19 protein-coding genes are annotated in these 19,424 nt (G+C 66.0%); 13 read left to right on the top strand and 6 right to left on the bottom strand.

The features are described from left to right. Positions 1 to 106: 106 nt before the first annotated feature. Positions 107 to 2,827, bottom strand: coding sequence for an aconitate hydratase AcnA (gene acnA, locus ACSHT2_RS21595; RefSeq protein ID WP_440636425.1), 2,721 nt, complete (start codon positions 2,825 to 2,827; stop codon positions 107 to 109). A 242-nt stretch (positions 2,828 to 3,069) separates the two neighbouring features. Between acnA and ccmA the strand changes: the two genes are divergently transcribed. The 5 genes from ccmA to ACSHT2_RS21570 all read left to right on the top strand — a co-directional run bounded on the left by ccmA (position 3,070) and on the right by ACSHT2_RS21570 (position 6,273). Continuing rightward, positions 3,070 to 3,672 (top strand): heme ABC exporter ATP-binding protein CcmA, encoded by a 603-nt coding sequence (ccmA, locus tag ACSHT2_RS21590; RefSeq protein ID WP_440636424.1) that lies wholly within the window; start codon positions 3,070 to 3,072, stop codon positions 3,670 to 3,672. Positions 3,673 to 3,946: 274 nt separating this feature from the next. Next, complete coding sequence (gene ccmB, locus ACSHT2_RS21585) at positions 3,947 to 4,615, top strand: heme exporter protein CcmB (RefSeq protein WP_028133288.1); 669 nt, start codon at positions 3,947 to 3,949, stop codon at positions 4,613 to 4,615. 91 nt (positions 4,616 to 4,706) lie between these two features. Next, entirely contained in the window at positions 4,707 to 5,498 is a 792-nt protein-coding gene (locus ACSHT2_RS21580) for a heme ABC transporter permease (protein WP_440636422.1), read from the top strand. Beyond that, entirely contained in the window at positions 5,495 to 5,680 is a 186-nt protein-coding gene (gene ccmD / locus ACSHT2_RS21575; RefSeq protein WP_440636421.1) for a heme exporter protein CcmD, read from the top strand. Before ACSHT2_RS21580 ends, ccmD begins: the two co-directional genes overlap by 4 nt. Continuing rightward, entirely contained in the window at positions 5,677 to 6,273 is a 597-nt protein-coding gene (locus ACSHT2_RS21570) for a DsbE family thiol:disulfide interchange protein (protein ID WP_440636419.1), read from the top strand. Before ccmD ends, ACSHT2_RS21570 begins: the two co-directional genes overlap by 4 nt. Positions 6,274 to 6,424: 151 nt before the next feature. Here the strand turns inward: ACSHT2_RS21570 and ACSHT2_RS21565 are convergent, their stop codons facing one another. Together ACSHT2_RS21565 and ftsY are read right to left on the bottom strand one after the other, a co-directional pair. Then, positions 6,425 to 7,027 (bottom strand): septation protein A, encoded by a 603-nt coding sequence (locus ACSHT2_RS21565; protein ID WP_440636417.1) that lies wholly within the window; start codon positions 7,025 to 7,027, stop codon positions 6,425 to 6,427. Between the two features lie 126 nt (positions 7,028 to 7,153). After that, on the bottom strand, positions 7,154 to 8,098 hold the full coding sequence (ftsY, locus tag ACSHT2_RS21560; RefSeq protein WP_440636415.1) for a signal recognition particle-docking protein FtsY: 945 nt from the start codon (positions 8,096 to 8,098) through the stop codon (positions 7,154 to 7,156). A 212-nt stretch (positions 8,099 to 8,310) separates the two neighbouring features. Here ftsY and ACSHT2_RS21555 point away from each other — a divergent pair, with 212 nt between their 5' ends. Then, a complete protein-coding gene (locus tag ACSHT2_RS21555) occupies positions 8,311 to 9,012 on the top strand; it encodes an RluA family pseudouridine synthase (protein ID WP_440642896.1) in 702 nt (233 codons plus the stop codon). Positions 9,013 to 9,319: 307 nt separating this feature from the next. Beyond that, complete coding sequence (locus tag ACSHT2_RS21550) at positions 9,320 to 10,429, top strand: DUF2336 domain-containing protein (protein WP_440636412.1); 1,110 nt, start codon at positions 9,320 to 9,322, stop codon at positions 10,427 to 10,429. A 33-nt stretch (positions 10,430 to 10,462) separates the two neighbouring features. Here ACSHT2_RS21550 and mtaB read toward each other — a convergent pair whose 3' ends face one another. Both mtaB and dapF read right to left on the bottom strand, forming a co-directional pair. Beyond that, on the bottom strand, positions 10,463 to 11,716 hold the full coding sequence (mtaB, locus tag ACSHT2_RS21545) for a tRNA (N(6)-L-threonylcarbamoyladenosine(37)-C(2))-methylthiotransferase MtaB (RefSeq protein ID WP_440636410.1): 1,254 nt from the start codon (positions 11,714 to 11,716) through the stop codon (positions 10,463 to 10,465). After that, positions 11,716 to 12,591, bottom strand: a complete 876-nt coding sequence (gene dapF, locus ACSHT2_RS21540; RefSeq protein ID WP_440636408.1) for a diaminopimelate epimerase — start codon at positions 12,589 to 12,591, stop codon at positions 11,716 to 11,718. Before dapF ends, mtaB begins: the two co-directional genes overlap by 1 nt. 235 nt (positions 12,592 to 12,826) lie before the next feature. Here dapF and ACSHT2_RS21535 point away from each other — a divergent pair, with 235 nt between their 5' ends. Both ACSHT2_RS21535 and ACSHT2_RS21530 read left to right on the top strand, forming a co-directional pair. Then, entirely contained in the window at positions 12,827 to 13,600 is a 774-nt protein-coding gene (locus ACSHT2_RS21535) for a GyrI-like domain-containing protein (RefSeq protein WP_440636406.1), read from the top strand. Positions 13,601 to 13,605: 5 nt separating this feature from the next. Next, the gene (locus ACSHT2_RS21530) at positions 13,606 to 14,307 is read left to right on the top strand and encodes an SIMPL domain-containing protein (RefSeq protein ID WP_440636404.1); all 702 of its coding nucleotides are present in this window, start codon (positions 13,606 to 13,608) and stop codon (positions 14,305 to 14,307) included. A gap of 157 nt (positions 14,308 to 14,464) precedes the next feature. Here the strand turns inward: ACSHT2_RS21530 and ACSHT2_RS21525 are convergent, their stop codons facing one another. After that, complete coding sequence (locus ACSHT2_RS21525) at positions 14,465 to 15,445, bottom strand: MBL fold metallo-hydrolase (protein WP_440636402.1); 981 nt, start codon at positions 15,443 to 15,445, stop codon at positions 14,465 to 14,467. Positions 15,446 to 15,975: 530 nt separating this feature from the next. On the opposite strand from ACSHT2_RS21525, the gene ffh reads away from it, so the two are divergent. The 4 genes from ffh to trmD all read left to right on the top strand — a co-directional run bounded on the left by ffh (position 15,976) and on the right by trmD (position 19,384). Further along, the gene (gene ffh, locus ACSHT2_RS21520) at positions 15,976 to 17,523 is read left to right on the top strand and encodes a signal recognition particle protein (RefSeq protein ID WP_440636400.1); all 1,548 of its coding nucleotides are present in this window, start codon (positions 15,976 to 15,978) and stop codon (positions 17,521 to 17,523) included. Positions 17,524 to 17,608: 85 nt separating this feature from the next. Continuing rightward, positions 17,609 to 17,941, top strand: a complete 333-nt coding sequence (gene rpsP, locus ACSHT2_RS21515) for a 30S ribosomal protein S16 (RefSeq protein ID WP_319330730.1) — start codon at positions 17,609 to 17,611, stop codon at positions 17,939 to 17,941. Between the two features lie 9 nt (positions 17,942 to 17,950). Continuing rightward, on the top strand, positions 17,951 to 18,502 hold the full coding sequence (rimM, locus tag ACSHT2_RS21510; RefSeq protein ID WP_440636398.1) for a ribosome maturation factor RimM: 552 nt from the start codon (positions 17,951 to 17,953) through the stop codon (positions 18,500 to 18,502). Between the two features lie 126 nt (positions 18,503 to 18,628). Then, a complete protein-coding gene (gene trmD, locus ACSHT2_RS21505; protein WP_440636396.1) occupies positions 18,629 to 19,384 on the top strand; it encodes a tRNA (guanosine(37)-N1)-methyltransferase TrmD in 756 nt (251 codons plus the stop codon). Positions 19,385 to 19,424 lie beyond the last annotated feature (40 nt).

Below are 19,424 nucleotides of genomic sequence, written 5' to 3'. Positions count from 1 at the left end.
GGCCCATCTGAAGCGTACCGCAAACGCGCGAAGGCGGCCTTTGATAGGCCGCCTTCGTTTAGGCTTCTACTCACTTCGCAGTGAGCCATCGTTCACAAATCCGCGCTTACGCCGCGAGCTTGCGCAGCACGTAGTGCAGGATACCGCCGTTGCGATAGTAGTCGAGCTCGTCCAGCGTATCGATGCGGCAGAGCAGCGAAACGCGCTGCAGCGAACCGTCGCCGGAGACGATCTCCGCAGTCAGCTTCTGGCGCGGCTTGAGGTCGCCGACGAGGCCGCGCAGCGTGACCTTCTCGTCACCCTTCAGGCCCAGCGACGACCACGAGGTGCCTTCCTCGAAGGTCAGCGGCAGCACGCCCATGCCGACCAGGTTGGAGCGGTGGATGCGTTCGAAGCTCTGGCAAATCACGGCGCGCACGCCGAGCAGGCGCGTGCCCTTCGCGGCCCAGTCGCGCGAGGAGCCGTTGCCGTATTCGGCGCCGGCGAACACCACCAGCGGCACCTTCTCTTCCTGGTACTTCATCGCGGCGTCGTAGATCGACATCTGCTCGCCGTCGGGCCAGTGCTTGGTGAGGCCGCCTTCCGGAATGTTGCCGTCGGCACCCTTCAGCATGAAGTTCTTGATGCGGATGTTGGCGAAGGTGCCGCGCATCATCACTTCATGGTTGCCGCGGCGCGTGCCGTACTGATTGAAGTCGGCCGGACGCACCTGGTGCTCGCTGAGATATTTGCCAGCCGGCGAGGTCAGCTTGATCGAACCGGCCGGCGAGATGTGGTCGGTGGTGATCTTGTCGCCGAACATTGCGAGGATGCGCGCCTCGACGATGTCGGTGACCGGCTCCGGCTCCTTCTTCATGCCGTCGAAATAAGGCGGGTTCTGCACATAGGTCGAAGACATGTTCCAGCGATAGGTCTCGCTCTCGACCGTCTTGATCTTGCGCCAGTTGGTGTCGCCCTTGAACACGTCGGCATACTTCTTCTTGAAGATCGACGCGGTCACGAACTTCTTCATGAGGGCGTTGATCTCTTTCGTCGTCGGCCAGATGTCCTTCAGATACACCGGCTTGCCGTCCTTGCCCTCGCCGAGCGGCTCGGCGGCAAGGTTCTTGGTGACGCTGCCGGCGAGCGCATAGGCGACGACCAGCGGCGGCGAGGCCAGGTAGTTCGCCTGCACGTCCGGCGAGACGCGGCCTTCGAAGTTGCGGTTGCCGGAGAGCACGGCGGCCGCGACGATGCCGTTGTCGTTGATCGACTTCGAGATCTCCTCCGGCAGCGGACCGGAATTGCCGATGCAGGTGGTGCAGCCGAAGCCGACCAGGTTGAAGCCGACCTTGTCGAGATCAGCCTGAAGGCCGGAATTCGCGAGATATTCCGCGACCACCTGGCTGCCCGGCGCGAGCGAGGTCTTCACCCAGGGCTTGGCCTTCAGGCCCTTCTTCACCGCATTGCGGGCGAGCAGGCCGGCGCCGATCAACACGCTCGGGTTGGAGGTGTTGGTGCAGGAGGTGATGGCGGCGATCACGACATCGCCATGGCCGAGATCGTAGTTCTTGCCTTCGACCGGGAAGCGCTTCGCCGGCTCCTCGGCCTTCTTGTACTCGCTGGCGAGTGCGAGCGAAAAGCCTTCCGCGACCGCGGGCAGCGCAATGCGGCCTTCGGGCCGCTTCGGGCCGGCCAATGACGGCACGACGTCGCCGAGATCGAGCGTCAGCGTCTCCGTGAACACCGGGTCGGGCGACTTGGCGGTGCGGAACAGGCCTTGTGCCTTGGCATAGGCCTGCACCAGCGCGACCCGCGCCGAGGCGCGGCCCGAGGTCTTGAGATAATCGAGCGCGGCGGCATCGACCGGGAAGAAGCCGCAGGTCGCGCCATATTCGGGCGCCATGTTGGCGATGGTCGCCTTGTCCGCGACCGAGAGATGGTCGAGGCCCGGGCCGAAGAACTCGACGAACTTGCCGACGACGCCGAGCTTGCGCAGCATCTGCGTCACGGTCAGCACGAGGTCGGTCGCAGTGACGCCTTCCTTCAGCGCACCCTTCAGCTTGAAGCCGACGACGTTGGGCAGCAGCATCGACAGCGGCTGGCCGAGCATGCAGGCTTCCGCCTCGATGCCGCCGACGCCCCAGCCGAGCACGGCCAGACCGTTGACCATGGTGGTGTGCGAATCAGTGCCGACGAGCGAGTCGGGATAAGCCACCTCGAAGGTGCCGGTCTTCCTGCCGACCGTCATCTTCTCCTTCTTGGTCCAGACCGTCTGGGCCAGATATTCGAGGTTGACCTGGTGGCAGATGCCGGTGCCGGGCGGCACGACGGCGAAGTTCGAGAACGCCTTCTGGCCCCACTTCAGGAACTCGTAGCGCTCCTGGTTCTGCTTGTATTCCTCGGTGACGTTCTTGCCGAAGGCCTTGTTGTCGCCGAAGAAGTTCACGATCACGGAGTGGTCGATGACGAGATCGACGGGAACCAGCGGATTGATCTTCTCTGCATCGCCGCCGAGCTTCTGCATCGCGTTGCGCATCGCGGCGAGGTCGACCACCGCGGGCACGCCGGTGAAGTCCTGCATCAGGACGCGCGCGGGACGGAAGGCGATCTCATGCTCCAGCGACTTCTTGCGCAGCCATTTCGACACCGCGACGATGTCTTCCTTCTTGACCGAGCGGCCGTCCTCGTTGCGCAGCAGGTTCTCGAGCAGGACCTTCATCGAATAGGGAAGTTTCGAAATTCCCTTCAGACCATTCTTCTCGGCCGTGGGCAGGCTGTAATACACATAGGTCTTGGCGCCGACCTTGAGGGTCTTTTTGCATTTGAAGCTGTCGAGCGAGGTCATGTAGGAGATCCCAATTGTTAGTTATACCCGGCAGGGGTATTTTAACACCGTTAGCGTATCAGGCTGGGCCGCTTGCAGGGGCAGGTTGAGTTGCTGCATCAAGTAGTTCCGGGCTTATAGAAGCTTTCTAACGGCGCCGCCACAGCCACAATCGTGCCGCAGCAATCCGCGAGCCAAAAATTCCCATGCGCTACCCCAAGATTTCCTGAGGCCTGGCTTTGAGCGGGTTGAAACGAGGCGAGATGCGGCTTTCCGGTCACGAGCTCAGATGCGTGCGGGGCGGACGCGAGGTGTTCGCCGGGCTCGGATTCGCGGCCGCCTCGGGCGAAGCCATCGCGGTGATGGGTCGCAACGGATCGGGCAAGACCTCGCTGCTGCGGCTGATCGCGGGCCTGCTCGTTCCCGCCGGCGGAACGATCGCGCTGGACGGGGGCGATGCCGAGCTGACGGTGCCGGAGCAGTGCCACTATCTCGGCCATCGCGATGCCCTGAAGCCGGCCCTCAGCGTGGCGGAAAATCTGGTCTTTTGGGCTGATTTTCTCGGCGGCGAGCGTTTCGACGCGACTGAGAGCCTCGCCAAAGTCGGCCTCGACCATGCGACCCATCTTCCGGCCGCCTTCCTCTCCGCCGGCCAGCGCCGCCGGCTCTCGCTGGCCCGGCTGCTGACCGTGCGGCGCCCGGTCTGGCTCCTGGACGAGCCGACCACGGCGCTGGACGTGGCCGGCCAGGACATGTTCGGTGGCCTGATGCATGAGCACCTGTCGCGGGGCGGCCTGATCATCGCCGCCACCCACGCGCCGCTCGGCATTGATTCGCGGGAGCTGCGGATTGGGGGGGCGGCGTGAAATTCATCGACCCTCAGTTTTCCAAGTGGCCGGCCGGCGCTCTCTCCGTTCCCTCCCCCCTTATGGGGGAGGGTCAGGGAGGGGGGTGCCACACGGCAGGACCTCTCGCTTCATGCGCTAGGGAAGCAGGCGCTCTGTTGCTGGCCGCCCGCCCCCGACAACCATCCCTCCCGGGGCTACCCCCCTCCCCTACCCTCCCCCACAAGGGGGGAGGGAGCGCAGGGTGCTCGCGGCCAGGCTCCGACGCAGCCGTATCACTCGGCGAGGTCACCCCATGACCGCCCTTGCCGCCCTCATTCGCCGGGACATCCGGATCGCGCTGCGCGTCGGCGGCGGGGCGCTGATCGGGGTGCTGTTCTTTCTGACCGTGGTGGTGCTGATGCCGTTCGCGGTCGGGCCGGATCTGGCGCTGTTGTCGCGGCTCGGACCGGCGATCCTGTGGCTCGGCGCGCTCTTGGCGAGCCTGCTCACCCTGGACCGGCTGTTCATGGCCGACCACGAGGACGGCTCGCTCGACCTGATCACGATGAGCCGGACGCCGCTGGAACTCGCCTGCGCCGCCAAGGCGCTGGCGCATTGGCTGGCCGCCGGCCTGCCGCTGATTGTCGCAACCCCCGTGCTCGGCCTGCTGCTCAACCTCGACATGGTCGCAACCGGCGCCGTGGCGCTGACGCTGCTGGCGGGCACGCCGGCCCTGACCTTCACCGGCATGATCGGCGCGGCACTGGCGGTGACGCTGCACCGCGGCGGGCTGCTGATGGCCGTTCTCGTGTTGCCGCTGTCGATTCCCGTGCTGATCTTCGGCGTTGCCGCATCGCAGGCCGTGATCGTCGGTCCCATGACGTTCGGCGCGCCGTTCTCGATTCTCTGCGCGCTGTCGCTGGTCAGCCTCGTCATCGGCCCATTCGCGGCGGCGGCGAGCCTGCGCCATGGTCTCGATTGAGATGGGCTCGACTGACCTTGACCCCGATCAATTTTCGCTGCGCCCTTTCGTGCTGATTGCCTGAGCGGCCCCCGGTGATTATCAGGATACCATGACGCTGATCGACCTCGCCAATCCGACACGGTTCCTCGCGCTCACGGCGCGGGTGTTGCCGTGTCTCGCGGCTGCGACCGTCATCCTGCTCGCGATCGGCCTCTACCAATCTGCCTACGCGCCCGACGACTACCAGCAGGGCGCGACCGTGAAGATCATGTTCATCCACGTGCCCAATGCCTGGCTGTCGATGTTCGTCTGGGGCGTGATGAGCATCGCCTCGCTGGGCACGCTGGTGTGGCGGCATCCGCTTGCCGACGTCGCCGCCAAAGCTGCCGCTCCCATCGGCGCCGCCTTCACCTTCCTCGCGCTGCTCACGGGCTCGCTGTGGGGCCGGCCGATGTGGGGCACCTATTGGGAATGGGATGCGCGGCTGACCTCGGTGCTGATTCTGTTCCTGATGTATCTCGGCCTGATGGCGCTGTGGCGCGCGGTGGACGATCCCTCGCGCGCGGCGCGCGCCGCGGCGGTGCTGACCCTGGTCGGCGCCATCAACCTGCCCATCATCAAGTTCTCGGTTGACTGGTGGAACACACTGCACCAGCCGGCCTCGGTGATGCGCATGGGCGGCTCGGCCCTCGACAAGTCGTTCCTGATTCCGCTGCTGGTGATGGCGATCGCATTCACGCTGCTGTTCATCACGCTGCACTTGGCTGCGATGCGCAACGAAATCCTGCGCCGCCGCGTCCGCTCGCTGCAGATGATGCAGGCGAGCCGCGTAGCGTTTTCGAGCGACGTGGCCGCCGGCTCGCGTCAAGAAAACGCGTCAAAAGAAGTGGGGGCCGCATGACGATGTCGCTTGGTCCCTACGCGTCCTTCATCGTGATGTCTTATGCGGCTGCCGCCCTCGTGGTCGCAATCCTCATCGGCTGGGTCATGCTCGATTATCGCAGCCAGACGCAGCGCCTGCGCGAGCTTGAGGAGCGCGGCATCACCCGCCGTTCGGGCCGCAGCGCGGCGGAGCTGCGATGAGCGATCAGTCGCCCTCCGCTCCGCCGCAGCGCCGCACCTTCCTGATGGTGCTGCCGCTGATCGCCTTCATCGCACTCGCGCTGCTGTTCTGGTTCCGGCTCGGCAGCGGCGATCCCTCGCGGATTCCCTCCGCACTGATCGGTCGGCCGGCGCCGCAGGCGGCGCTGCCGCCGCTGGAGGGATTGCAGGACAACGGGACGCAAGTGCCGGGCCTCGATCCCGCCGCGTTCAAGGGCAAGGTCAGCCTAGTCAATGTCTGGGCGTCCTGGTGCGTGCCGTGCCATGACGAGGCGCCGCTCCTGACCGAGCTCGCCAAGGACAAGCGCTTCCAGCTGGTCGGCATCAACTACAAGGACGCCTCCGACAACGCGCGCCGCTTCCTCGGCCGCTACGGCAACCCGTTCGGCCGCGTCGGCGTCGATGCGAATGGCCGCGCCTCGATCGAATGGGGCGTCTACGGCGTGCCGGAAACCTTCGTCGTCGGGCGCGAGGGCACCATCGTCTACAAGCTGGTGGGGCCAATCACGCCGGATAACCTGCGGACGGTGTTGATGCCGCAGATGGAGAAGGCGTTGAAGGCGGCGGGGAGCTGATCGCCGCGCTCGTGCGACACACTGTCATCGCCCGACTTGAATCGGGCGATCCAGTATTCCAGAAACGTCAGACGTATACGGAGAAGCCGCGGCGTACCGGATTCCCCGCTTTCGCGGGGAATGACAGCGGTATGTGGGTCGATGTTTCGCCCTACCCCTTGCTCACATCCCCTGCTTCGGCCTCGCTGGTCTCCAGCGACACCGGCTCGAGATGGTAGCGCTTGGTCAGCGGCATCTGGGCGATGGCGAAGATCATCGTGATGGGCGTCACGCCGAACACCTTGAAGTTCACCCAGAAGTCCGTGCTCTGGGTGCGCCAGACGATCTCGTTCAGCACCGCCATGCCGGCGAAAAACAGCGCCCAGCGCAGGGTGAGGATGCGCCAGCCCTGCGGCGTCAGATTGAACACCTGGTCGAACATCACGGCGATGAAGGACCGGCCGAACAGCAGGCCGCCGCCGAGGATCGCGGCGAACAGGCCGTAGATGATGGTCGGCTTGACCTTGATGAAGGTCTCGTCGTGCAGCACCAGGGTCAGCGTGCCGAACACCAGCACGACCACGCCTGTCACGATCGCCATGATCGGGATGTGGCGGGTCACCACATAGGCGGCGACCATCGCTGCCACGATCGCGACCATGAAGGCACCGGTCGCCGCGAACAGATTGAACTTCGCATTCACGAAAAAGAACACGAGCAGCGGACCGAGCTCGGTCGTGAGCTTGAACAGCGGATGCGGCTGGGTCTTGTCCATTACCTGACCTTCTTTGCTGTCATCCCCCGCGAAAGGCGGGGGATCCAGTATTCCAGAGGCAGCTCGGCTGAACCGAGAAGCTGCGGCGTACTGGATGCCCGCCTTCGCGGGGCATGACGAGGAAACCTACGACTCGATTCCGGCGATCGCGCGGGCGAAGTCGCGCGCGGTGAACGGCGCGAGATCGTCGACGCCTTCGCCGACGCCGATGAAATGCACCGGCAGTTTGAATTTCTCCGCGAGCGCCACCAGGATGCCGCCGCGCGCGGTGCCGTCGAGCTTGGTCATCACGAGGCCGGTGACGCCTGCGGTGCGATGGAAGGCCTCGACCTGCGACAGCGCGTTCTGGCCGACGGTGGCATCCAGCACCAGCAGCACCGCATGCGGCGCAGTGGCGTCCACCTTGCGGATGACACGCACGACCTTTTCGAGCTCGTTCATCAGCTCGGCCTTGTTTTGAAGGCGGCCCGCGGTGTCGATCAGGAGCACGTCGATGTTCTGCTCCTTCGCCGCGGTCAGCGCGTTGAAGGCGAGGCTGGCCGAATCCGAGCCCTGAGCGCCTGATATGACGGGCGTCTTCGTCCGCTCGCCCCAGACCTTGAGCTGCTCGATCGCCGCCGCGCGAAACGTGTCGCCGGCGGCCAGCATCACCTTGCGGCCTTCGGACGCAAATTTCTGCGAGAGCTTTCCGATCGTGGTGGTCTTGCCGGAGCCGTTGACGCCGACGACGAGAATGACGAACGGCTTCCTGGCCGTGTCGATCTCGAGTGGCTTCGCCACCGGCGCCAGCACCTTTTCGACCTCGGTCGCGACGACGTCCTTGACTTCGTCGGCCGAGATCGCCTTGTCATAGCGTCCCGTACCGACCGCGTCCGCGATCCGTACCGCGACCGAGGTGCCGAGATCGGCCCGCAAGAGCACGTCCTCGATGTCGTCGAGCATGGCGCGGTCGAGCTTGCGCTTGGTGACGAGGTCGGCGACCGCGGTCCCGAGCGAGGACGACGTGCGCTTCAGCCCGTTGGACAGGCGGCGCCACCAGCTCAGCTTGGGGGTCTCGGAGGTATCGTTCATGTGCTCGTGCCGCCGATTTGAAGTTCCTACTCTCTTGCCGCAAGTTCGGTTAGGAACTTCAAATCGAAGAGCGGCACGAGAGTAATCTTCTTTACTAGTGCGGCTTTTGGATTTGGCATTCGCTTGGCGGTTGCGGCCACCACCGAGCGAATGCCAAATCCGCCGCACTGGCGTGTGTTAGCCGTTCCGGCTCCTAAACGAAAGTCTTGCAATTGCTCGATGTTCCCGAATTGACCGCTGAGGAGATTTTGTCGCGCGTGCTCCATCGCGACGGGCTGATGCTGGTTATCGACAAGCCGGCCGGCCTGCCGGTGCATCGCGGCCCCAAGGGCGGCGCGAACCTGGAAGCCTCGTTCGACGCGCTCCGCTTCGGCCTGCCGCGGCCGCCGGTGCTGGCCCACCGGCTCGACAAGGACACCTCCGGCTGCCTCGTGCTCGGACGCCATCGCAAGGCGACCGCATCGCTGGGCCTGCTGTTCAAGCACGGCAAGATCGGCAAGACCTACTGGGCCGTGGTCGAGGGCGGGCCCACCGAGGACGAAGGCACGATCGACATGCCGCTCGGCCGGCTCAATGCCGAGCGCGGCTGGTGGCAGAAGCCGGACCCGGAGGGGCAGAAGGCCATCACCAATTGGAAGGTGATGGGCCGGGGCGAGGGCGTGACCTGGCTCGCCATGGAACCCGTCACCGGCCGGACCCACCAATTGCGGGTACACTCGGCCGCGACCGGCTGGCCGATCTTCGGCGATAACATTTACGGCAACGGCCCGCGCTTCGGCGAGCCGCGCCTGCACCTGCATTCCCGCGAGATCGTGGTGCCGATCTCCCGGAACAAGGAGCCGATCCGCGTCGTGGCGCCCACCCCGCCGCACATGCATGAGAAGCTCAGGGCCTGCGGGTGGGACGGGGAGTAGGTGCAAACCGGCTTCGGGTTACACAAATCGCGCCACGAGCTTTCTCACCTCTCCCGCTTGGCAAGCGGGAGAGGTCGGCGCGGAGCGCCGGGTGAGGGCTTTCTCCGCTTGGGGATTGTCCCATTGCCGAGACACCCTCTCCCTAGCCCTCTCCCGCAAGCAAGCGGGAGAGGGAACGCATCCGTTCCGTGGCAGCGATCGCCCTGTTCTCGCCGGTGCATGGTTTACCAAACCTTCAGCGCTCGCCTCTAATGATAATGGTTGCTTAGGAAAAGCTTCCGTAACCGCTCGGGACGAGCAGCGCGTGATGTCGAAGGCCCAGCAATCGATCATCGACGAGGTCGAATCTGCGATTCTGGCAGGCTCGCCGGAAAAGGGGCTGGAGACGGCCCGGCGCGTCACCGACCTGTTCCTGGCTTCCGCCGGCAGCTTTGACGACGAGCAGATCGCGCTGTTCGACGACGTGCTCGAGCGCCTGATCGGCACGATCGAGCTGCGCGCCGTCGCCGACATGGGCGCACGCGTCGCACTCGCCGAGATCAGCGCACAGCTCGCGCCGATCGCGCAGGCACCGCCGTCCGTGATCCGCCGCCTCGCCAACAATGACGAGATCCGCATCGCCGGTCCCGTGCTGCAGGAATCCGCGCGCCTCGACGACGGCGAACTGGTGAAGATCGCCTCCAGCAAGGACGAGCCGCATCTGCTCGCGGTCGCCGGACGCTGGTGGCTGAAGGAAATCGTCACCGATGCGCTGCTTGCGCGCCGCTATCCGAGGGTCAGCCGGCGGCTCGCCGCCAATCCCGGCGCGCGCCTCTCCGGAGGCGGATTTGCCATCATCGTCGGACAGGCCGAAAGCGATCCGGAGCTCGCCGTCAGCGTCGGCGTTCGCGTCGATTTGCCATCGGATCTGCGTCGCCAATTGCTGCGCTCGGCGACGGATGCCGTGCGCGCCCGCCTGTTGTCGCGCGCGCCGCCGCATCTGTTCGAGGAAATCCAGAGCGCGATCGCAGCCGTCACCATCGGCGTCGAGCGCGAGATGTCCGGTGTCCGCGATTTCGAAGGCGCCAAGCGCGCCATCGCAGGCCTCAAGGCGACCGGCCAGCTTGATGAGGCGGCGTTGTCCGGCTTCGCCAGACAGCGGCGCTATGAGGAGACCGTGGCGAGCCTTGCGGCGTTGTCCGGGTCGACGGTCGACGTGATTCGCCCGCTGATGCAGAGCTTGCGCGAGGACGGTCTGCTGGTGCCGTGCAAGGCGGCGCAGCTCAGCTGGGAGACGACAGCCGCCGTGCTCGAAAGCCGCTTCGCGACGGGCGCGATGAAGCCGGCCGATCTCGCCAGGGCGCAGGATCATTTTGCGAGAATGACGACGGAGGACGCGCGGCGCACGCTGCGGTTCTGGCAGGTGCGGGCGTCGTAGGACTCTGCAAGGGAGAGGGGAAGAGCGAGCGGCTTATACGATCAGACGCGCGCCATCACTGGCAGTAATCTCAAGCCGCACGATGCTTCCGACACGCTCGCCTGCAACAGCCACCGGTAAATAATGCTCCGTGCGGCCCTGCCCCGCGCTCTCGATCAGCACATCGCGCGTTGCGCCGACCTCGGCCTGCAGCCGCTTCTGCAGTGCGGCTTCACCGGCTGCACGCAACCGCCTCGCACGGTCCTTGATCGCTGCGCCCGCAACCTGCGGCATCCGCGCGGCCGGGGTGCCGGGACGCGGCGAATAGGGGAAGACGTGCAGGAATGTCAGCCCACATTCCTCGACGAGGGCGAGCGAATGCGAGAACATCTCCTCCGTCTCGGTCGGAAAGCCCGCAATGATGTCGGCGCCGAAGGCGATGTCCGGGCGCAGGCGGCGGACCTGGTCGCAGAAGGCGATCGCGTCATGGCGCGAATGCCGCCGCTTCATGCGCTTCAGGATCATGTCGTCGCCTGATTGCAGCGACAGGTGCAGATGCGGCATCACTCGCGAATCGTCGGCGATGGCATCGAGCAGATCGCCGTCGGCCTCGATCGAATCGATCGAGGAGATGCGCAGGCGCTTCAGCTCCGGCACATGCCGCAAGATCTGCTTGGTCAACATGCCGAGCTTCGGCGCGCCCGGCAGATCGGTGCCGTAGCTGGTGAGGTCGACGCCGGTCAGCACGATCTCGGCATGACCACGCTCGACCAGTGTCCGCGCCTGCTCCACCACGGCACCCATCGGCACCGAGCGCGAATTGCCGCGGCCGAACGGGATGATGCAGAAGGTGCAGCGATGGTCGCAGCCGTTCTGGACCTGGAGGAACACACGCGGCAGGCCGCTCGCATAGCCCTCGACGAGATGCGGCGCCATCTCCCTGATAGCCATGATGTCGCTGACGGCGATCTTCTCGCTGGCGCCGACCTCGAACGCCGCATGCGTCTCGCGCCACGCATCGCCGTGCAGCTTGTCGTCATTGCCGACGACACGATCGACCTCGGCCATGTCGGCGAACATCGCAGCTTGCGTCTGCGCGGCACAGCCGGTGACGACGATGCGCGCACCGGGCCGCTCGCGCTTCAATTTGCGGATCGACTGGCGCGCCTGCGCCACCGCCTCGTTGGTGACGGCGCAGCTGTTGATGACGATGGTGTCGGAAAGGCCTGCGTCTTCCGCTTTGCTGCGGATCACCTCGGCCTCGAACGCATTGAGGCGGCAGCCGAAGGTGACGACCTCGACGCCCATCACGTGGCCGGCGCGAACAGTGCCGGATCGAAGGTGCCCTCATATTCGAAGGTCGCCGTGCCGGTCATCAGCACGTGATCGTCGCGCTCGCGCCATTCGATGCCGAGCTTGCCGCCGGGCAGCGTGATCTCAACCTTGCGCTCGGCGCGCTTCAGCCGCGCCGCGGCGACGGCTGTGGCGCAAGCGGCCGACCCGCAGGCCTTGGTCAGGCCCGCACCGCGTTCCCAGGTGCGGATCGTGATGTGCTCGCGATCGACGACATGGGCGAGCGTGATGTTGGCGCGCTCCGGAAAGATCGGATGGTTTTCCAGCAGCGGACCGAAGCGGCCGAGATCATACGCGTTGACGTCCTCGACCCAGAACACCGCATGCGGATTGCCCATGCTCACCACGGAGGGCGAATGCAGGATCGGATTGTCGATCGGCCCGATCTGCAATTCGATGTAGCGGGTGTCGCGAAACTCTTCCGCCAGCGGAATGTCCTGCCAGCCGAATTTTGGTACGCCCATATCCACGGTGTAGAGGTCGGCCGCTGGACCCTGCCAGGCATTGAGCAGGCCGGCGGCCGTCTCGAAGGTCGCGGCGGTCTGCCCGGTCTTCTCGAAGATGCGGCGCACGACGCAGCGCATGCCGTTGCCGCAGGCCCCGGCCTCCGAGCCGTCATGATTGTAGATGCGGATGAAGGCCTCGGTGCCGTCCAGCCGCGGCTTCTGCAACACCATGAGCTGGTCATAGGCGATGCCGCCTTGCGCAGACGCCACCGCCCGCGCATCGTCCGGCGTCACCTTTGCTGTGGAATCGCGCATGTCGACAACGACGATCTCGTTGCCGATGCCGTTCATCTTGGCAAATGCGTGGTTGGCCAGCGCGCTCATGAAAATTCCCGAATTTCGCCTGCCTTATATGGCGATCCTTGCCGGCTTGGCCAGTGATTTGCGGCCGCGAACCAGGACATCGGCCATGACGCATCTGTCATGGGACGAATTCGGCGCTCGCGTGTTAGAACGGCGCGGTTCGCGCGAACCGGGACGCGCGGCCGGGTTGAGGCATTGGTGGGCAAGGCCTTGATGAATTTGGGCCTTGGTGAATCAAGGCCCTGGGGAGAATAGAATGACCAGTTTTCGTCGTCTCGCTTTGGCCGCGCTGATCCCGGCAGCGGCCATGTCGATCGGCCTGTCCGGGGCTCCGGCACAGACACCCGGCCCGGCACCGGCCGCGTCGGCAAGCCCCTCGCCTGCGCCACCGGCAGCACCCGTCCCAGCCGCAAGCGCATCGCCAGCCCCGGCGGCAAGCCCGTCGCCGGCGGCCAGCGCCTCGCCATCCCCAGCGGCGACGCCTTCGCCCGCGGCCAGCGCTTCACCGTCCCCCGCCCCGACGTCCCCACCCCCGGCGGCCGCCGCGACGCCCGCCCCGGTGCAGACCGCCGATCCGTTCGGCCTCGAGACCACGCTCGAGGCCAGGAAGGTCGTGATGGTCAAGGGCACCGCGAATTGGGAGTCCGCCTTCGACACGCTGATCGACGCCTTCAAGGCGCTGAACACGCTGCTGGACAAGCAGGGCATCAAGCACGCCGGCAATCCGATGATCGTCTACACCTCGACCGACGATACCGGCTTCACCTTCCTTGCCGAGATCCCGGTCGACCAGGATCCCAAGAACCTGTCCAAGGACATGAGCATCGGCAAATCGCCGGAGGGCAAGGCGCTCAAATTCGTCCATCGCGGCTCCTACGACAACATGGACAACACCTATGAGGCGATCACCAATCACCTCGACGACAAGAAGCTGGAAGCCAAGGATACCTTCATCGAGGAGTACCTCACCGATCCGCTGAAGACGGCCGAGGACAAGCTCGTGATCAACGTTTTCGTGCCACTGAAGTGAGACCGATGAAAAAGCCTGCCCTACTCGCCGCCGTTTTCGCCACGCTGCTGGCAACGCCTGCGCTCGCCGATGATTTTCCGTCCGCCATTTCGGTGAGCGGCGAAGCCACGATTTCCGCGGCGCCCGATCTCGCGCAAATCGATGCCGGCGTCGCCAACGACGCCAAGACGGCGAAGGAAGCTGCCGACGCCAACAATGCCGCGATGGGCAAGGTGCTGCTGGCGCTGAAGGGCGCAGGGATCGCCGAGAAGGACTACCAGACCTCGCGCTTGTCGCTGCAGCCGCAATACGGCCAGAACAAATCCACCGGCGCCTCGCCCGTGGTCGGCTTCCGCGCGAGCAACCGCGTCACCGTGAAGATTCGCGACGTGACCAAGGTTGCCGGCGTCATCGACACGCTGGTCAACGCCGGCGCCAACGATATCGGCAACATCTCCTTCGAGGTGACGCAGGCGTCGAAGCTGCTCGACGATGCGCGCGCGCAGGCGATCGCCGATGCGCGACGCAAGGCGGAGGTCTATGCCAGGGCCACCGGCGTGACGCTGGGCGCGCCCCTCAGCGTCACCGAGGGCGGTGGCCCGGTGCCGCTGTTCAAGGGCCGCATGGCAGCGCCAATGGCGGCAGCACCGCAGGCCGCGGTGGCACCCGGCGAGGAGACGCTGTCGGTGACGGTGAATGTGAGCTGGGCGATCAAGCCGGGGCAGTAGGTCTCGTGTCCCGGACGCGCTGCGGCACGCAGTGACGCTGCGCAGAGCCGGGACCCAGGCAGCAACACGATACAATGCAGCGACATGGGCCCCGGCTCAGCAGCGCATCACTGACGTGCTGCGCTGCGTCCGGGGCACGAGCTGTGCGTGTGGAGAGCTAAATCTCCACCACCTGCCCAGGCTTCATCGCCACGAATCTTTCCTGTGGAATCTTCACGGCATCCAGTGCCTCGATCAGCGCCTTGGCCGGCGCGTCGATCGCTTCATCGGTCAGCTGGAACGTGCCGTGGTGATGCCCGAGCGCGGCCTCGGCGCCGCAGTCGAGCAGCGCCTTCACGGCATCTTCCGGGTTCATGTGCTGGTCGCGCATGAACCAGCGCGGCTCGTAGGCGCCGATCGGCAGGATCGCGAGGCGCAGCGGCCCGTGCTTATCGGCGACGCGGCGGAAGTGCCTGCCGTCGCCATAGCCGGAATCGCAGACGACGTAGATCTTGCCGGCCGGCGTCTCCAGCACGAAGCTCGCCCACAGCGCCTTGTTGCGGTCGAACAGGCTGCGCGCCGTCCAGTGCCGGGTCGGCACCAGATGCACGGCGATGCCGCCGCCGAGCTCGACGCGATCGTGCCAGTCGAAGGCCTCGACCTTGATCGTGGGATCGGCGTCGCGCATCGTGACGTCATTGCCGAGCGGGGTGACGACGCGCGGGGCGAAATTCTTGGTGAGCCGCGACAGCGTCGCGATATCCAGATGATCGTAGTGCCCGTGCGAGACCAGCACGACATCGATCCGCGGCAGCTTCTCGAAGGCGATGCCGGGATCGTTGTGCCGCTTCGGCCCGGCCCAGGCGACCGGCGAGACCCGCATCGACCAGACGGGATCGATCAGGATGTTGAGGCCGCCGGCCTGGATCAGCCAGCTGGCGTGGCCGACGAAGGAGAGCCGCGCCTTGCCGCTGTCGACCCGCTGCGGCGGGGTGTCGGCATGCGGGCTCGGAGCCCACTCCGGCCATTTCGCGCGCTGCCGCTTGCCGCCGAACTGCCAGCGCAGCACCTCACGAAGCGATTTCGGCGGCGCGCCGTCGGGGTCGAAGAAGTGCCGGCCGTTGAAATGGTCGGAAGCGGGGCCGTCATAGATTTTCATACGGGACATCCAGAGGGAACGCCGACCAGAGCACCGGCTCCGGCGAGCAGCCCGAACCGGCGGCGGGTGACCGGCGCGGCGGGCGTCTAGGGATCGTCGGGGCGGTAAGACATCACCGGCTATATGGGCCGGGCTGCCGGAAAAGGAACCCGTCGCCAAAAAGACCACAACTTCAGTATCTTGCCTGACCGAGCGCGACCCGGCACCTTAACTTTCCTTGACTTTTGGGCGGGAGCGGCGTTTAACCCCGCCACTTTCTCGGAAAGGCTTTCTTTTCGACCCGCCGACCGGCCTTAGGACCGGAGGTCAACGCCCGACAGCGCTGTGCGCCCTCGGGCGCAAAGGTGTTTGGAAGAATGCATATCCAAGGAAGTCGTCATCGCCCGACTTGATCGGGCGATCCAGTATCCAGAGGCGGCTCGGCTGGAACCGAGGTGCCGCGGCGTACTGGATGCCCCGGTCAAGCCGGGGCATGACAGCGGAGAGTAACGGCGCGCCCCTCATCGGGGGACAGCAACAGGACAACGGCATTGTTCGACAATCTGTCGGAACGGCTTGGCGGCATTCTCGATCGTCTGACGGGGCGCGGTGCGCTGACCGAAAAGGACGTCGACGCCGCGATGCGCGAGGTGCGCCGCGCGCTGCTGGAGGCCGACGTCGCGCTCGAGGTGGTGCGCAGCTTCACCGAACGCGTCCGCGAGCAGGCGATCGGCGCCACCGTCGTCAAGTCGGTCACGCCCGGCCAGATGGTGGTCAAGATCGTCCATGACGAGCTGATCAACACGCTCGGCGCCGAAGGCCAGACCATCGACGTCAATTCCGTGCCGCCGGTGCCGATCATGATGGTCGGCCTGCAAGGCTCCGGCAAGACCACCACCACCGCAAAGCTCGCCCGCCGCCTGGTCCAGCGCGACAAGCGCAAGGTGCTGATGGCCTCGCTCGACGTCTATCGCCCGGCGGCGATGGAGCAGCTGGCCGTGCTCGGCCGCGACCTCGACATTCCGACCCTGCCGATCGTCGCCGGCCAGCAGCCGCCGCAGATCGCCAAGCGCGCGCTGGAAGCCGGCAAGCTCGGCGGCTACGACGTCGTGCTGCTCGACACCGCCGGCCGCACCACGCTCGACGAAGAGATGATGGCGGAGGCGGCCGCGATCAAAGCCGCGGCGAACCCGCATGAAGTGCTGCTGGTGGCGGACTCGCTCACCGGCCAGGACGCCGTGAACCTCGCGCGCTCGTTCGACCAGCGCGTCGGCCTCACCGGCATCGTGCTGACCCGCGTCGACGGCGACGGCCGCGGCGGCGCCGCGCTGTCGATGCGCGCTGTCACCGGCAAGCCGATCAAGCTGCTCGGCACCGGTGAAAAGACCGACGCGCTGGAGGATTTCCACCCCGACCGTATCGCCGGCCGCATCCTCGGCATGGGCGACGTGGTGTCGCTGGTCGAACGCGCCGCCGCCAACATCGACGCCGAAAAGGCCGCGCGCACCGCCGAGCGGATGCGCAAGGGTCAGTTCGACCTCAACGACATGCGCGAGCAGCTGCTGCAGATGTCCAGCATGGGCGGCATCAGCGGGCTGATGGGCATGATGCCCGGCATCTCCAAGATGAAGAACCAGATCGCGGCGGCCGGCATCGACGACAAGATCCTGAAGCGCCAGGTCGCGATCATCGATTCCATGACCCGCGACGAGCGCCGGCATCCGGATATCTTGAAAGCGAGCCGCAAGAAGCGCATCGCCGCAGGCAGCGGCCAGAGTGTCGAGCACGTCAACAAGCTGCTCAAGATGCACCGGAACATGGCCGACGTGATGAAGGCCATGGGCTCGGGCAAGCGCGGCCCGCTCGCCGGCATCGCCCAGGCGATGGGCTTTGGCGGCGGTATGAAGCCTCCCTCTCCGGAAGAGATGAAGGCGCTTCAGGAGAAGATGCAGAGCGGCGGCGGACAGGGCCTGCCGAACCTGCCGAAGGATTTGCCGGCTGGTCTTCGCCAGGGTCTGCCCAACCTTCCTGGACTGACCGGGCTGAGCGGCAAGCCGACGCTACCGGGCCTCGGCGGTTTTCCGGGCAAGAAGAAATGAGGAATTCGTCGCGGGGGACCGCACCGGTCCCACGCAACGCGGAATACCAATCAACCGAACAAACTGTACTTTGAAGGAGAACTGAATGTCCGTCGTTATCCGCCTCGCCCGCGCAGGCACCAAGAAGCGTCCCGTCTATCACGTCGTCGTCGCCGACTCGCGCTTTCCGCGCGATGGCCGCTTCATCGAGCGTCTCGGCTACTTCAATCCGCTGCTGCCGAAGGACAACGAGGCGCGCCTCAAGCTCGACATGGAGAAGGTGAAGGCCTGGGTCGCCAAGGGCGCGCAGCCGTCGGACCGCGTGGCGCGTTTCCTCGACGCTGCCGGCGTCAAGAAGCGCGAAGCGCGCAACAACCCGCAGAAGGCCGTGCCGCGCAAGGAGCGCAAGGCGCAGGCCGAAGCCGCCGCGAAGGGTTAAGGCCAGGCCATGTCGGCGCTGGTCTGCGTCGCGCGGATCGGCGCCGCGCATGGTGTGCGCGGTGCGGTCAAATTGTGGACCTTCACCGAAGATCCCTTCGCCATCAGGCGCTACGGCCCGCTGCTGTCCAAGGACGGCAAGCGTCAGTTCGAGGTCGCAACGGCGCGCGAGGCGAAAGATCATCTGGTCGCGACGTTCAAGGGCGTCACGACTCGCGATGACGCCGAGCGCCTCAATGGCATCGAGCTCTACGTCCCGCGGGACAAGCTGCCCGCGACCGACGAGGACGAATATTACCACACCGATCTGATCGGGCTCGCCGCCGTCACCGCGGACGGCGACGCGCTCGGCCGCGTGCTCGCGATCCACAATTTCGGCGCCGGCGACATCATCGAGATCGCCCCGTCCAAGGGCACGACGCTGCTGCTGCCGTTCACCAACGCGGTGGTGCCGGAGGTCGATCTCGCCGGCGGGCGCGTCGTGATCGCACTGCCGCAGGAGATCGAGGGCGAGGACGAGGATGCCTCCGCGAGTCGTCCCGGCGAAAGCCGGGAGCCGTAACCAAAGGCCCGAATTTTTCGCTAAGCTGATCGCTCCAGCCATCGCAAGACTGGTTGCGGTGCTTATGGGTCTTGGGTCTGCGCGCGCTTGAGGCGCGCTTGTCCGGACGACGAGAACTGAGATCGAATGACCAACCCCTCACCCTGGCGCGCGACGGTGCTGACGCTGTTTCCGGAGATGTTTCCGGGACCGCTCGGCGTGAGTCTGGCCGGACGTGCGCTGGCCTCCGGGCTCTGGCAGCTCGAGGCGCGGGACATCCGCGCCTCCGCCACCGATCGCCACCGCAGCGTCGACGACACCCCGGCCGGCGGCGGCCCGGGCATGGTGCTGCGCGCGGACGTTCTGGCCGCCGCCATCGATGCAGCGCAGATCGGTCCCGAGCGGCCCCGCCTGCTGATGAGCCCGCGGGGGCGGCCACTGACCCAGGCCCGCGTCGTCGAGCTAGCCCAGGGCCCCGGCCCCCTGATCGTCTGCGGGCGGTTCGAGGGGGTGGACCAGCGGGTGATCGACGGGCGGGGCCTGGAGGAGGTCTCGATCGGCGATTACGTGCTCTCAGGCGGCGAAATCGCGGCCCTGGCCCTGATCGACGCCTGTGTCCGGCTGCTGCCGGGCGTAATGGGCAAGGAGGCCTCGGGAACCGAGGAAAGCTTTTCGGACGGCCTGCTCGAATACCCCCAATACACCCGCCCGCAGCTGTTCGAAGGAACCCCGATCCCGGAAATCCTGACCTCGGGCGACCACGCCAAGGTCGAGGCCTGGCGGCGGGCGCAATCGGAGACCCTGACGGCGGCCCGGCGGCCGGATTTGTGGGCGCAAGTGCCGACCCATATCCCGAATCGGGCCGGGCGCCAAAAAACGCCAAAAAGCAAGACAGACGGGTGACAAACGCTCCGGCTTGCCTTATAGGAGCGGCCACATCCGC

The sequence above is a fragment of the Bradyrhizobium sp. PUT101 genome, assembly GCF_052043945.1.
Taxonomy (GTDB): domain Bacteria; phylum Pseudomonadota; class Alphaproteobacteria; order Rhizobiales; family Xanthobacteraceae; genus Bradyrhizobium.
Note: the sequence above shows the minus strand (reverse complement) of the source record. Positions and strands in the feature narration are given on the sequence as shown.

Excerpts from the sequence above, each read along its gene's own strand:
- acnA (WP_440636425.1), bottom strand. The coding sequence starts at position 2,827 with ATGACCTCGCTCGACAGCTTCAAATGCAAAAAGACCCTCAAGGTCGGC.
- ccmA (WP_440636424.1), top strand. The coding sequence starts at position 3,070 with ATGCGGCTTTCCGGTCACGAGCTCAGATGCGTGCGGGGCGGACGCGAG.
- ccmB (WP_028133288.1), top strand. The coding sequence starts at position 3,947 with ATGACCGCCCTTGCCGCCCTCATTCGCCGGGACATCCGGATCGCGCTG.
- ACSHT2_RS21580 (WP_440636422.1), top strand. The coding sequence starts at position 4,707 with ATGACGCTGATCGACCTCGCCAATCCGACACGGTTCCTCGCGCTCACG.
- ccmD (WP_440636421.1), top strand. The coding sequence starts at position 5,495 with ATGACGATGTCGCTTGGTCCCTACGCGTCCTTCATCGTGATGTCTTAT.
- ACSHT2_RS21570 (WP_440636419.1), top strand. The coding sequence starts at position 5,677 with ATGAGCGATCAGTCGCCCTCCGCTCCGCCGCAGCGCCGCACCTTCCTG.
- ACSHT2_RS21565 (WP_440636417.1), bottom strand. The coding sequence starts at position 7,027 with ATGGACAAGACCCAGCCGCATCCGCTGTTCAAGCTCACGACCGAGCTC.
- ftsY (WP_440636415.1), bottom strand. The coding sequence starts at position 8,098 with ATGAACGATACCTCCGAGACCCCCAAGCTGAGCTGGTGGCGCCGCCTG.
- ACSHT2_RS21550 (WP_440636412.1), top strand. The coding sequence starts at position 9,320 with ATGTCGAAGGCCCAGCAATCGATCATCGACGAGGTCGAATCTGCGATT.
- mtaB (WP_440636410.1), bottom strand. The coding sequence starts at position 11,716 with ATGGGCGTCGAGGTCGTCACCTTCGGCTGCCGCCTCAATGCGTTCGAG.
- dapF (WP_440636408.1), bottom strand. The coding sequence starts at position 12,591 with ATGAGCGCGCTGGCCAACCACGCATTTGCCAAGATGAACGGCATCGGC.
- ACSHT2_RS21535 (WP_440636406.1), top strand. The coding sequence starts at position 12,827 with ATGACCAGTTTTCGTCGTCTCGCTTTGGCCGCGCTGATCCCGGCAGCG.
- ACSHT2_RS21530 (WP_440636404.1), top strand. The coding sequence starts at position 13,606 with ATGAAAAAGCCTGCCCTACTCGCCGCCGTTTTCGCCACGCTGCTGGCA.
- ACSHT2_RS21525 (WP_440636402.1), bottom strand. The coding sequence starts at position 15,445 with ATGAAAATCTATGACGGCCCCGCTTCCGACCATTTCAACGGCCGGCAC.
- rpsP (WP_319330730.1), top strand. The coding sequence starts at position 17,609 with ATGTCCGTCGTTATCCGCCTCGCCCGCGCAGGCACCAAGAAGCGTCCC.
- rimM (WP_440636398.1), top strand. The coding sequence starts at position 17,951 with ATGTCGGCGCTGGTCTGCGTCGCGCGGATCGGCGCCGCGCATGGTGTG.
- trmD (WP_440636396.1), top strand. The coding sequence starts at position 18,629 with ATGACCAACCCCTCACCCTGGCGCGCGACGGTGCTGACGCTGTTTCCG.